Source organism: Streptomyces sp. CY-1, assembly GCF_047218265.1.
In the GTDB taxonomy this organism is placed as follows: domain Bacteria; phylum Actinomycetota; class Actinomycetes; order Streptomycetales; family Streptomycetaceae; genus Streptomyces; species Streptomyces niphimycinicus.
Genome location: NZ_CP178393.1, coordinates 4,061,770 through 4,073,930 on the forward strand (window position 1 = coordinate 4,061,770; position 12,161 = coordinate 4,073,930).

Consider the following 12,161-nt stretch of genomic DNA (forward strand, 5'->3'; position numbering starts at 1 on the left):
GTGGCCGTTCCCCGGCCGCCCGGCGTGCCCGGGGAGAACGCCGGGAGTACCGCGGGGGAACGCCCGGGGCGCCCGGGGGAACGGGGCGCCCCGGGCGGTACGGCTCAGCCCGTGGGGTCGTAGTCCGAGCCGAGGAGGACCGTGATGTCCGCGTTGGCCGCGCCCTTGCCCTTGCTCACCGCCGTCTCCGGCAGCCCGAGCGTCTTGGCGACCTCCTTGGCCTGGCCCGCCTGCGCGGCGTCCGCGTAGGTCACCCGCGAGGCCGACTGCGGCGTACCGCCGTCCTCGGTGGCCGTGACAACCGTAAAGCCGCCATTGACCAGTGCGACCCGCGCGGCGCCCGACCCGTCCTTGGGGCCTCCGGCGTTGGTCACGCTGACCCGGGGCGCGGTGTTCTTGTCGGTGTTCTTGACCGTGCCGCCCAGGATGTCCTTGACCACATGGTCGGTCGCCTGGCTGCTGAGCGTCCCGTCCGACTGGACCGGCAGCATGGCGGTGTCGTACGCACCGCTCTTGGCCTGCCCGGCCAGCCTCGCCAGCGACGCTCCGAGCTGCTGCTCGGACAGCGACGGGTCGGGGATCTGCGCCAGCGACTCCACGGTGCTGGTGGCGCCCTTCGTATCGCTGGAGACCTTCTTCAGCGCCGCCTGCATGACCTGCCCGAACCGCGCGAGCTGCTTGGACTGTGCCTCGCCGGGCGCGCGGTAAGTGGCGTACGCCACGGCCGCCTGGCCGCTCAGGATCTGGTCCTTGCCCTGCTTGGCCAGGGGATCCTCGCCCTTCTGGGGGCTGGGGACGGTCGCGTCGGTGTCGAGGGTGATCCCGCCGACCAGCTCCACGAGGTTCTCCAGATACGGAGTGTCCAGCCGCCAGGTGCCCTGGATCTTCGAACCCAGCAGAGTGCTCAGCGAGTCCCGGGTGGAGTCGGAGCCCTCGTCGGTCACCGACTTGCCGAGCGTGGTGGAGGCGCCGTCCTCGGTGGAGACGGACAGCGAGTTCGGCAGCAGGACGGTGGTGCCCTTCTTGGTGGTCTCGTTGTCCACCAGCAGGGCCGTGGAGGTGCCGCCGCCCTTGGTCTCGCGCAGATGGACGACGATCACATCGCGCTTCTGCGGGCCGCCCGCGGCCGCCTGGTCATCGGCGCTGTCGGAGAGCCCCGGGAGCTTGCCCGCGTACCAGAGGTAACCGACCCCGCCCGCCGCGGCGATGACCAGGACCACGACGAGCGCGATGACGCGGTTGCGGCCCTTACGGCGGCGCTCGTCACGGCGCTCGGAGCGGGTCTCGGCGAACTTCAGCCAGTCGATGACGTCGTCGGATTCCTCGTCCTCCTCCTCGACGAAGGAGAACTGCTCGGTGTGGTACTCCTCGTCATCGGAATCCCCGGGTCCCCCGGGTCCCCCGGGCCCACCGGGCCGCTTCGGCTGCGCGGAACGGGGCCCCGCGGACCGGGGCTCCTCGGCCGGAGGCGCCTCGGGCCCGCCGCGCAACTGCTCCGGGCTCAGCTCCTCGTAGGGGTTGGGCTCGCGCTGCGGGGGGACGGTGGCAGGGGCGGCGGCCGGTGGATAGCCGTGGCCGTAGTCCTGCGACTGTTGCTGTTGCTGGTGGTACTGCTGCTGCTGTTGATACTGCTGTTGTTGGTGCTGATGCTGCTGTTGCTCTTGATGGGCGTAGGGGTCGTAACTCTGCGTCTGAGTGTGCTGCTGCTGGGGCTGGTGATGCTGCGGCTGGGCGTAGGGGTCGTAGCCGTACCCGTCCTGCTGCTGTTGCTCCCCGTACTGTTGCTGCGGCTGTTGCTGGGCGTACGGGTCGTAACTCTGCTGCTGTGCCGCCTGCGGCTGGTAGACGGGACGCCCATAGGCGTCATAGCCGTAGATCTGCGGCTCCTGGCCATACGGGTCCTGTGCGTACGGGTCGTACGGATCCTGCCGGTCGTTCACCGGTACCCCTTCAGCAGTCGTGCCGGTACAGCTCGCGCTTGTCGATGTAGCGCACCACGCCGTCCGGCACCAGGTACCAGACGGGGTCGCCATGAGCGACCCGCGCCCGGCAGTCCGATGACGAGATCGCCAGTGCCGGAACCTCCACCAGCGACACCCCGCCCTCCGGCAACCCCGGGTCGGCCAGTATGTGCCCCGGTCTGGTCACCCCGATGAAGTGGGCCAGCGAGAAGAGCTCTTCGGCGTCACGCCAGGTGAGGATCTGGGCGAGTGCGTCGGCCCCGGTGATGAAGAACAGATCCGCGTCACCGTTGAGCGCGCGTAGTTCCCGGAGCGTGTCGGTGGTGTAGGTGGGGCCGCCGCGGTCGATGTCGATACGGCTGACCGAGAATTGCGGATTCGACGCGGTCGCGATGACCGTCATCAGATAGCGGTCCTCGGCCGGGGAGACCTTCTTGTGGCTCTTCTGCCAGGGCTGACCGGTGGGCACGAACACCACCTCATCGAGGTGGAACTGCGAGGCCACCTCGCTCGCCGCGACCAGGTGACCGTGGTGGATCGGGTCGAATGTCCCGCCCATCACGCCCAGTCGCCGCTTGCCGGACCCTTTCTGCTCTTCCATGCGTGCAGACCCTACTGGGCCCGGCCCGGAGCCGGGGCCCATAGGGGCAATCGCCCAGCTCAGCGGTCCCGGTTGAAGCGCGTGGTGATCCACAGCAGCAGGAAGAGGATCACCAGGGCCGCACCGCCGGTCATGTAGGGGCTGATCGTCGGGTGGGTGTCGGTGTGCTCACCGCCCTCGGCCGCGAGCGTGGTCAGGGCAGCATGTGCGGTGCTGATAGCGGTCATCGCAGGCAGTACCTATCCGGGTCTAGGCGACACAACACGTCGGGCCACATCGTATGCGAGGCGGTTTTCGGTCCCGCTGTCCGTCCTGCCGGTCTCCGCTCGGTCCTGCTTGTAATCCGCTCAGTCCTGCTTGTATCCGCGCAGCAGGAACCAGGCGAGCAGGGCGGCGCCCACCACGCCGACCACGATGACGGTGCGCAGCAGCGCTCCCGGGCCGTCGTTGCTGTGGGAGGTGGCGGCGAGGGTTTCGGTGAGGCCAGTCATATCGGGCATGTCTCCACGCTAACCCCCGGGCGCTCAGGGCCTAGGCTGGGGGCCGCCGGACGAGGGGCCCGGACCGGGCGTCCCGTCGAGCGGGCAATCGACCGAGGGGGCCAGATGAGCGACACTCATGAGACCGGCGGCGGAAGCGGGACGGGAGACGCCCGGGAGCATGTGCCCAGCCGGGAGCGGCGGCGGTTTCCCGGGATCTCCTCACGGGCGTACGAACATCCGGCGGACCGCTCCGCGCTGGTCGCGCTGCGCAAGCTGACCGGCTTCGACACGGTCTTCAAGGCGATGAGCGGTCTGCTGCCGGAGCGGAGTCTGCGGCTGCTCTATCTGTCCGATTCGGTGCGGGTCGGCGACCGGCAGTTCGCCCATCTCCACGACATGCTGCGGGACGCCTGCTACATCCTGGACCTGGAGCGGGTCCCTGCGATGTACGTCACCCAGAACCCGCAGCCGACCGCGATGTGCATCGGCATGGACGCGCCGATCATCGTGATCTCCACCGGTCTGGTCGAGCTGCTCGACGAGGAGGAGATGCGGGCGGTCATCGGCCACGAGGTGGGCCATGCGCTCTCCGGACACTCGGTCTACCGGACGATACTGCTCTTCCTCACCAACCTCGCGCTGAAGGTCGCCTGGATCCCCCTCGGCAATGTGGCGGTGCTGGCGCTGGTGACGGCGCTGCGGGAGTGGTTCCGCAAATCGGAGCTGTCGGCTGACCGGGCGGGGCTGCTGGTCGGACAGGATCTGCGGGCCTCGATGCGCGGGCTGATGAAGCTCGCGGGCGGCCACCACCTCCATGAGATGAACGTGGACGCCTTCCTTGAGCAGGCGGAGGAGTACGAGTCCAGCGGCGATCTGCGGGACTCCGTCCTCAAGATCATGAACATGCTGCCGCGCAGCCATCCGTTCACCACCGTGCGCGCCGCCGAGCTCAAGAAGTGGGCCGCGACCCGCGACTACCAGCGGCTCATGGACGGCCACTACCCGCGTCGCGACGAGGACCGGGACGCCTCGGTCAGCGACTCGATCCGGGAGTCCGCGACCCACTACGCGGAGTCGGTGCGCAGCAGCAAGGATCCACTGTTCGCCTTCGTCAGGGACGTGGCGGGCGGCGCCGGGGACCTGGGCAGCAAGCTGCGCGACCGGTTCACCGGTGGCGGGGGCAAGCAGGGCGGGGAGACCGCCGAGGAGGGCACCACGCCCCCGGACGGGCGCCAGGAAGGGGCTGAGGGGGCTCAGGACCACCGGCCCGGGGACGGACCGGATGAGCGGCCGGGGAACGCGGGGCCGGGGAACGAGCGCCCCCGGAACGACGACGGGCCCGGGGACGGGGACACCCCGCCGCAGCGCTGAGACCGGCCCAGGCGGCCCTGGGTGGCCCTCAGGGCTCCAAGACCCCAGGACTGCCCGTTGGCCCTCAGGACGACCCGTTGAGGTCGGGCTGGGTTCCGGGGGCCATGACGCCGCACAGCGAGACCGCGGTGCGGCCCGTGGTGTACGGGTCGGTTCCCGTGGGGGCGTCGCCCTTGGCGCTCTGTCCGGCGAGCATCGGCCGCAGATAGCCGGAGGCGTTCGCGGCACATGCCTGCGGGCCCGCCAGTACGGTGCTCTGCACCAGCTCCAGATGGTGGTCGCGCAGATCGTTCCGGTCGAAGCGGAACCGCGCCTCCCGGCGCACCGTGAACAGCGAGGCATGGTCCGGTCCGCGCTCATGGGCCCGCGTGACCGCGTAGACGAAGACGTGGTCGGCGGCGACCTCCAGGGTCGCGGGGCTGCGCTCGATGACCGTAAGGGTGCCGCGGACCCGCACCGGGGTGTCGGCCAGGGTCACCTCGGCCGGGTTGAAGCGGGTCAGCCAGCCGGTGGCCGCATGCCGTCCGTCGTCGACCGGGTGGGCGAAGCTCTGGTCGAACTGGGTCTGCTGGGCCGGGTCCAGCAGCAGCCTTACGGCCTGCACCGGGCCGCCGGTGAGCACACCCGGGTCGATGGCGGACTTGACCAGGTACTCCTTGGCGGTGGTGAGCGCCGTCATCACCTGGCTCTCGGAGAAGCTCTGGGTGCGGCGGGCGCCGGGCACCGTGACCCCTTCTGCGCCGGTGCGGAACCCGGCGGCCGGGCTGCTGCGGAACAGCCGGTCCGGCGGCCCTCCGGGCACCTCACCGCGCGGTGCGAGCGGCACCACGCTGCTGTGCAGCGGCTCCACGGTCTGCGGCTGCGGTGTCTGGTACGGGTGGCGCACCCCCATGTAGACGGCCGCGGCGAAGGCGATGGCGATCAGCAGGACGAGCGCGACGGCCTGGCGCGACGCCCCGGCCCTGGCCCAGGCGTGCCGGCTGCGCACCGCCCGCGCGTGCTCGCCCATGCGCTCCTGGGCGGAGAATTCCTGGAGCCGGGCAGCACGGACGAAGGACTCGTCGAACACGACGGAGCGGTACTCGTCCTCACCACCTCCCGGGACGCCCTCGGGTGTCCCCTCGGGAGGGTCTCCACGCCCGGTCATATCTCAAGAGTAGGTCGCGAGGGGCGACGGTAAACGCGGTGATACTCCACAACTTGGGAGGCGAGTGGGGAGGAAACGCCCCATACGCCACGACGTGCTAGCGATGCGCGAGGTCCTCACCGCGACGGCGGTAGGGCGGAGGCGGGCGAGCCCTTGGACCCGGTCGGCTCCGGGGCGGCCGACTCGGAACCCGACGGCTCCAGGCGCGGCTGTCCGCTGGGCGAGCCGTCGACACCGCTGGTGGCCGGCGGTGGGGCGGGGTCCTGGCGGTTGCCCGAGGCGCCCCGGTAGACGGCCGTGAAGGCCAGGGCGACCACGCCGATGCCCATCAGGATGGCCAGCAGCCAGGCCACCGGGCGGTGCCAGCGGGCATGACCGCGGTAAGGCCGCCCCGCGCTCCCGTACCGCCCATAGGGGCCGTAGGCGTCGTCCGCGTCCCGCCCGGGGCCGAAGCGCCCGTCGGGGTCGTCCACGCCGTAGAACTCGGCCTCCTGGCCGTAGCCGTCCTCGAAGAGCTCGTCCTCGGGCGGCACACCGGCCCTGCGGCGCCGGGACGCCTCGGCCTCGGCACGGGCCTCGGCGGCGGCCAGCATCCGCTCGATGGCGGTGGGCTCATGGATCGGGGCCGACCGCACGAAGTCCTCGTCGAAGACCACGGCGGCGAACTCGTCGTTCGTCTCGCCGTGGCTGCGCTCGTCGGGCTCGTCGCCGTCCGGGAACGGCTTGCCCCCCACGTCGTCCGGCACCCATTCAGAGTAGACCGGACGGGTCATTTTGGGCAGGGTGAAATGGTATTCGGGGGAAGATCCGCCCCAGCGCCGCCGGGAATCGGGCACCCCTCGAACGGGTGAGTCAGCGGATGTGGCCGTCGCCGGTGACGATGTACTTCGTCGAGGTCAGCTCGGGCAGCGCCATGGGTCCCCGGGCGTGCAGCTTCTGGGTGGAGATGCCGATCTCGGCGCCGAAGCCGAACTGCCCGCCGTCGGTGAACCGCGTGGAGGCGTTCACGGCGACCGTGGTGGAGTCCACGAGCTGGGTGAAGCGGCGGGCGGCCTGCTGGGAGGAGGTGACGATGGCCTCGGTGTGCCCGGAGGACCACAGCCGGATGTGGCTCACCGCGGCGTCCAGGGAGTCCACGACGCCCGCCGCGATGTCGTACGAGAGGTACTCGGTCTCCCAGTCGTCGATCACCGCCGGGACCACCGTGGCCTTGGAGCCCTCCGCGAGCGCCATGACGCGCTCGTCCGCGTGGACCGTGACCCCCGCCTCGGCCAGCGCCTCCAGGGCGCGGGGCAGGAACCGGGGGGCGATGTCCTGGTGCACCAGCAGCGTCTCCGCCGCGTTGCACACGCTCGGCCGCTGGGCCTTGGAGTTCACCAGGATCTCGACCGCCATGTCGAGGTCGGCGTCGGCGTCCACGTACACATGGCAGTTGCCGGTGCCGGTCTCGATGACCGGGACCGTGGACTCCTCGACGACCGTACGGATGAGGGAGGCGCCGCCGCGCGGGATCAGCACGTCCACCAGGCCGCGGGCGCGCATCAGCTCGCGCACCGACTCCCGGCTCTCGCCCGGCACGAGCTGCACCGCGTCCGCGGGCAGCCCCGCCCCGCCCACGGCGTCGCGCAGGACCTTCACCAGGGCGGCGTTGGAGTGGGACGCCGACGAGGAGCCACGCAGCAGCACCGCGTTGCCCGACTTCAGGCACAGCGCCGCGGCGTCCACCGTCACATTCGGCCGGGCCTCGTAGATGATCCCGACGACGCCGAGCGGAACGCGCACCTGGCGCAGGTCGATCCCATTGGGCAGCGTGGAGCCGCGCACCACCTCGCCGACCGGGTCGGGCAGCGCGATCACATCGCGGACATCGGAGGCGATGGCCCGCACCCGCTCGGGGGTGAGCGTCAGCCGGTCCACGATGGCGTCGCTGGTGCCGGCCTCGCGGGCCCGCTCCACATCGGCCGCGTTGGCCTCGACGATCTCCTTGGTGCGCACCTCCAGGGCGTCGGCCATCGCGAGCAGCGCGTCGTCCTTGACGGCGCGCGGCAGCGGCGCGAGATCGGCGGCCGCGGCCCGGGACCGGTAGGCGGCCTGGAGGACCGGGGACTTCGGCCAGGGGTCGGTGAGCGGCGACGTGGGTGCGCTGGTCATGCACGAAGCGTACTGAGCCGACGGGCGGAAGCCGCGCGCTGTTCCGCAGTTCGAGATGGCATTCTCATATCCCGGCACCACACATCCGTCCTCAGAACGGATGCACGCCCACCGGGGAGGCCGGTGGCGGCCCGTACCCCTCCGCGACCCGCTGGTGGTACGTATCACGGTCGATGACCTCGAGCCCCACGATCTCCCAGGGCGGCAGCTTGGCCGAGGCCCGGTGCTCGCCCCACAGCCGCAGCGCGACCGCCGCGGCGTCGTGCAGATCACGGGCCTCTTCCCAGTAGCGGATCTCGGCGTGATCGACCGCGTAGCGGCTGGTCAGCAGGAACGGATGGTCATGGGCCAACTGCTCCAGGGCCCTGCGGACCTCCCGCAGCGGCGCCTCGCTCCCCGAGACGCTGAGGGTGATGTACCACAGCCGGGACGCCTCGCCGCGCTCGGCGGCGTGCGCCTTGGCGTCGCCGGTCGCGGCGTCGCCCGCTCCGACACTGGTCAGGGTGCGCTCCGCCGCCCCTCTGGGCGACGCCCCCGGGCGCCCTCGTCTCACCGGCGGCCTCCTGTAACTCGCTGCTCCGCTCACGCGCGGGCGGAGCACTCGTGACGGTGCCATGGCCGCGGCGTTCCGCTCCGTCTCCGCCGCGTCTCCCACAGCCGGCGCGCTGCCCCGCGCGACCCCGTTGAACAAAGTTGACCAGCCCTCGCCCGCCCGCGGGGCGCTTTTGAGGTTTTTCGGAGGTGGGTGTTTTCCGCGGACCCGGTTCTCCCCCGGCCACCGCCGGGAGGTGCCCCGCCAGGCACTCCTGCCGGCCGGAGCGGCTCAGTCCAGGAGGACGAGGTCGTCGCGGTGGACCACCTCGCGCTCATAGGCCGCGCCGAGCTCCCGGGCCAGGTCCCGGGTCGAGCGGCCGATGAGCTGGGGAATCTCCTTGGCGTCGAAGTTCACCAGCCCACGGGCCACCGGGCGGCCCCGGGTGTCCCGCAGCTCGACCGGGTCACCGGCGGTGAATTCGCCCTCCACGGCCGCGATCCCGGCCGGCAGCAGCGAGGTGCGGCGCTCCACGACGGCCCGTACCGCACCGTCGTCCAGGGTCAGCGCGCCACGCGGCGCGGAGGCGTGGGCGAGCCACAGCAGCCGGTTCGCGGAGCGGCGGCCGGTGCGGTGGAAGAAGGTGCCCGTACGGCGGCCGAGCAGGGCGTCACCGGCCCGGCTGGCGGAGGTGAGCACCACCGGGACCCCGGCCGCGGTGGCGATCCGGGCCGCCTCGACCTTGGTGACCATGCCGCCGGTGCCCACCCCGGAGCGGCCCGCGCTGCCGATGGAGACACCGTCCAGGTCCTTTGGTCCACGGACCTCGTCGATCCGGGAGGTGCCGGGGGTCCTGGGGTCCCCGTCGTACAGGCCGTCCACATCGGAGAGCAGCACCAGCAGATCCGCCCGTACGAGATGGGCGACCAGGGCCGCGAGCCGGTCGTTGTCACCGAACCGGATCTCGTCCGTGGCCACCGTGTCGTTCTCGTTGACGATCGGCAGCGCGCCCATGGCCAGGAGCTGGTCCAGGGTGCGGGTGGCGTTGCGGTAGTGGGCGCGGCGGCTGGTGTCGTCCGTGGTGAGGAGCACCTGGCCGACCCGGCGCCCGTAGCGCGCGAAGGAGGCGGTGTAGCGGGCCACCAGGAGCCCCTGCCCGACGCTCGCGGCCGCCTGCTGGCGGGCCAGGTCGCGGGGGCGCCGGTCCAGGCCCAGCGGCGCCAGTCCGGCGGCGATGGCGCCGGAGGAGACCAGCACTATCTCCTTGCCGTTCGCGCCGCCCTTACCGTAGCCGTCCCTGCCGCCGTCGCCCTTACCGTCGCCGTCGAGCACCTTGGCGACCACGTCGACCAGCGCGTCCACGCGGTCCGCGTCCAGGCCCCCCGCCGCGGTGGTGAGGGAGGACGAACCGATCTTGACCACGATCCTCCGGGCGGCGGCCACCTCGTCACGTACGGCCGACCCGTCCTGCTCCGCCACGCCGCTCCCCTGCTCGTCCCCGGCTCACCACACGTCCCGAAGAAACGCATGCCCTACACACTCATCATGACAAGTGGGCAATCTACGACAGACGAGGCCCGGCCCGCCTCGGCATTTCAGCCCCCGGACACCATCCGCGCACACCGTCTTGCACACCGGCGCGAGCACCCCGGCGGGCCCCTCGGGTGACCATTGACACCGATTGCGACCGGTTGGCACCGGCGCGGATTGTCACCGGGCGGGGCATCGGCATACGGTCAGGGGTCCCCCGTCAGTCCCTCGCCCTCCTGCCAGGAGCCCACCCCGTGCCCTCTGCCGGAATCGCCCCACGCCGGGTCGTACAGGTTACGGCGCTGCTCGCGATGCTCGTGTTCTTCGCCACACAGCTCGTCGGCGCCGTGCTTCCGAACGTACCGCTTTTCATCGCCGCCTCGGCGTGCGGTCTCGCGCTCGATCTCTTCCTTCAGCACAAGCAGCCCGGTCTGCTGTCGCTGCTGGGCAAGATCCGCCTTGACGTCACGGTGCGCCAGCTATTCCGCGACATGCTCATCATGGTCGGGCTGCTGCGCATCGAGGGCATCAATCCCCTGCACGAGCAGGCGCCCCTGACCGCGGGGCTGCTGCTGTTCTACCTGGTGCACTTCGCCTGCCAGGCGGCGGCCATCCTGGTCCGCCGGAGCCGGCAGCTTCCGTTCGTCACGCGCAACATCGACGCGTCCGCGCTGCGCCTGAGCGAGGCCCCGCCGCGGCTGTTCGCCCGTCAGCACGGGCGCCGTCTGCTGCGGCTGGCCGCGCCGGCCACCGCCGGTCTGCTGATCACCGCCGGCACCAAGGACGCCGTCTGGGGCGGTGCCGGTCTGGCCATCGCGCTGCTGATCGGCATCGGCGGCACGGCACACCTGGCCACCTGGATGCTGCCGCGCAAGCGCGTGGCGAACGAGGCCGCGGCCCTGCGGTGGCTCGACAAGTGGCTGGCCGACTACCAGCCGACCGTGGGCATGTACTTCTCCGGCGGCAACTCCTCGGCGTACCAGGCGAACATGTGGCTCTCCACGCTCGCCGCGCTCGACGGCAAGCCGATCATCGTGCTCCGTGAGCGGTTCATGGTGCAGAAGATCGACGCGACGGACGTCCCGGTCGTCTGCCTCCCCAAGGTGGCGCATCTGATGCGTCTGGAGCACTCGACGCTCAAGGTGCTGCTGCACCCGGCCAACTCCGGCAAGACCTCGCAGGTGCTGCGCATCCCCTCGATCAAGCACGCCTTCATCAACCACGGCGAGAGCGACAAGCTCTCGAGCTGCAACCCGTACGCCAAGGCGTACGACGAGGTGTGGGTCGCGGGCCCGGCGGCGCGCGAGCGCTACCAGCTCGCCGACATCGGCGTCGAGGACAAGGACGTCGTGGAGGTCGGCCGGCCGCAACTGGCCCCCATCCGCCCCTACGCGGGCGTGCCCACCGGCGCCCTCGGCGGAGCCGGTACGGAACACCTCACCACCGTGCTGTACGCGCCGACCTGGGAGGGCTGGGACGGCAACCCCGGCAACACCTCGGTGATCCTGGCCGGTGAGAACATCGTCCGCGAGCTGCTCACCGACCCCAAGGTGCGCCTGCTGTACAAGCCGCATCCGATGACCGGCTCGGTGGACCCGCGCGCGGGTCGCGCCGACGACCGCATCAGGGCGATGATCGCCGAGGCGAACACCAAGCGCACCGGCGACCGCCCCGGTCCGGAGGCCGCCGCCGAGCTGGCCCGGTGCAACGATGAGTTCAACCGGCTCACCAGCACCGCCTTCCGCCCCAGCGCGGACGAGATCGAGCGCATGAAGCTCCAGGGCGCCCCGGACGGCGACCGCGCGGCGGCCGTCACCGCGGCCACGACCGCCTGGGAGAGCGCCTACTGGGCCTCGCTGCCGGTCTGGGAGCACCAGATCATCACCGGTCCGCGTCCGGCGATCTTCACCTGCTTCAACCAGGCCGACGTGCTGATCAGCGATGTCTCCAGCGTGGTCTCGGACTACCTGACGAGCGAGAAGCCGTACGCGGTGGCGAACACCAGCGGGATGACGGAGGAGGAGTTCCGGGCGGGCTTCCCGACCGTGCGCGCCGCCACGATCCTCACGCCGGAGGCCAAGGGCATGGCCGGACTGCTGGAAGCCGTCCGCGACCCCGAGAAGGACACCCTGGCGGCCGCCCGCGCCGAGCTGAAGGTGCATCTGCTCGGCCCCTCCGACCCGCCGTCGCTGGTGCGCTTCAACCAGGCCACGCAGGCGCTGTGCGACAAGGCGGATGAGCGCCGGGCCCGGATGGCCACCCGGCTGTCCGACGAGATCCCCTCGCAGCGCGAGGCCCGGGACGCGGCCGAGGAGATGGAGCTGGAGTCCGGCTCGGCGGAGCCGGAGGAGACCGCGACGGTCTGAGACCGGCCGTACGCGCGGCT

11 protein-coding genes are annotated in these 12,161 nt (G+C 71.4%); 2 read left to right on the forward strand and 9 right to left on the reverse strand.

The window, feature by feature from the left end:
- Positions 1–104 precede the first annotated feature (104 nt).
- The 4 genes from ACK1X7_RS17695 to ACK1X7_RS17710 all read right to left on the reverse strand — a co-directional run bounded on the left by ACK1X7_RS17695 (position 105) and on the right by ACK1X7_RS17710 (position 3,062).
- Positions 105–1,940, reverse strand: coding sequence for an LCP family protein (locus tag ACK1X7_RS17695; protein ID WP_413115340.1), 1,836 nt, complete (start codon positions 1,938–1,940; stop codon positions 105–107).
- 10 nt (positions 1,941–1,950) lie between these two features.
- Positions 1,951–2,562, reverse strand: a complete 612-nt coding sequence (nadD, locus tag ACK1X7_RS17700; RefSeq protein WP_060944022.1) for a nicotinate-nucleotide adenylyltransferase — start codon at positions 2,560–2,562, stop codon at positions 1,951–1,953.
- 59 nt (positions 2,563–2,621) lie between these two features.
- Complete coding sequence (locus ACK1X7_RS17705; protein ID WP_162953016.1) at positions 2,622–2,789, reverse strand: hypothetical protein; 168 nt, start codon at positions 2,787–2,789, stop codon at positions 2,622–2,624.
- 120 nt (positions 2,790–2,909) lie between these two features.
- Positions 2,910–3,062, reverse strand: coding sequence for a hypothetical protein (locus ACK1X7_RS17710; RefSeq protein ID WP_361495911.1), 153 nt, complete (start codon positions 3,060–3,062; stop codon positions 2,910–2,912).
- A 105-nt stretch (positions 3,063–3,167) separates the two neighbouring features.
- On the opposite strand from ACK1X7_RS17710, the gene ACK1X7_RS17715 reads away from it, so the two are divergent.
- Positions 3,168–4,415, forward strand: a complete 1,248-nt coding sequence (locus ACK1X7_RS17715; RefSeq protein ID WP_385141608.1) for a M48 family metallopeptidase — start codon at positions 3,168–3,170, stop codon at positions 4,413–4,415.
- Between the two features lie 64 nt (positions 4,416–4,479).
- On the opposite strand, the gene ACK1X7_RS17720 is transcribed toward ACK1X7_RS17715, so the two are convergent.
- The 5 genes from ACK1X7_RS17720 to proB form a co-directional block, all read right to left on the reverse strand.
- Entirely contained in the window at positions 4,480–5,562 is a 1,083-nt protein-coding gene (locus tag ACK1X7_RS17720; protein ID WP_385141610.1) for a hypothetical protein, read from the reverse strand.
- Between the two features lie 116 nt (positions 5,563–5,678).
- Positions 5,679–6,335, reverse strand: coding sequence for a hypothetical protein (locus ACK1X7_RS17725; RefSeq protein WP_216344154.1), 657 nt, complete (start codon positions 6,333–6,335; stop codon positions 5,679–5,681).
- Positions 6,336–6,414: 79 nt separating this feature from the next.
- Complete coding sequence (locus ACK1X7_RS17730) at positions 6,415–7,713, reverse strand: glutamate-5-semialdehyde dehydrogenase (protein ID WP_390793206.1); 1,299 nt, start codon at positions 7,711–7,713, stop codon at positions 6,415–6,417.
- A gap of 91 nt (positions 7,714–7,804) precedes the next feature.
- Complete coding sequence (locus ACK1X7_RS17735; protein WP_361495884.1) at positions 7,805–8,266, reverse strand: hypothetical protein; 462 nt, start codon at positions 8,264–8,266, stop codon at positions 7,805–7,807.
- A gap of 270 nt (positions 8,267–8,536) precedes the next feature.
- Positions 8,537–9,688, reverse strand: a complete 1,152-nt coding sequence (gene proB / locus ACK1X7_RS17740) for a glutamate 5-kinase (RefSeq protein WP_413116885.1) — start codon at positions 9,686–9,688, stop codon at positions 8,537–8,539.
- A gap of 341 nt (positions 9,689–10,029) precedes the next feature.
- On the opposite strand from proB, the gene ACK1X7_RS17745 reads away from it, so the two are divergent.
- Positions 10,030–12,141: a hypothetical protein gene (locus ACK1X7_RS17745; RefSeq protein ID WP_385141615.1), complete on the forward strand. Its 2,112-nt coding sequence runs from the start codon at positions 10,030–10,032 to the stop codon at positions 12,139–12,141.
- Positions 12,142–12,161 lie beyond the last annotated feature (20 nt).

Excerpts from the sequence above, each read along its gene's own strand:
- ACK1X7_RS17720 (WP_385141610.1), bottom strand. The coding sequence starts at position 5,562 with ATGACCGGGCGTGGAGACCCTCCCGAGGGGACACCCGAGGGCGTCCCG.
- ACK1X7_RS17710 (WP_361495911.1), bottom strand. The coding sequence starts at position 3,062 with ATGCCCGATATGACTGGCCTCACCGAAACCCTCGCCGCCACCTCCCAC.
- ACK1X7_RS17705 (WP_162953016.1), bottom strand. The coding sequence starts at position 2,789 with ATGACCGCTATCAGCACCGCACATGCTGCCCTGACCACGCTCGCGGCC.
- ACK1X7_RS17725 (WP_216344154.1), bottom strand. The coding sequence starts at position 6,335 with ATGACCCGTCCGGTCTACTCTGAATGGGTGCCGGACGACGTGGGGGGC.
- ACK1X7_RS17715 (WP_385141608.1), top strand. The coding sequence starts at position 3,168 with ATGAGCGACACTCATGAGACCGGCGGCGGAAGCGGGACGGGAGACGCC.
- ACK1X7_RS17730 (WP_390793206.1), bottom strand. The coding sequence starts at position 7,713 with ATGACCAGCGCACCCACGTCGCCGCTCACCGACCCCTGGCCGAAGTCC.
- nadD (WP_060944022.1), bottom strand. The coding sequence starts at position 2,562 with ATGGAAGAGCAGAAAGGGTCCGGCAAGCGGCGACTGGGCGTGATGGGC.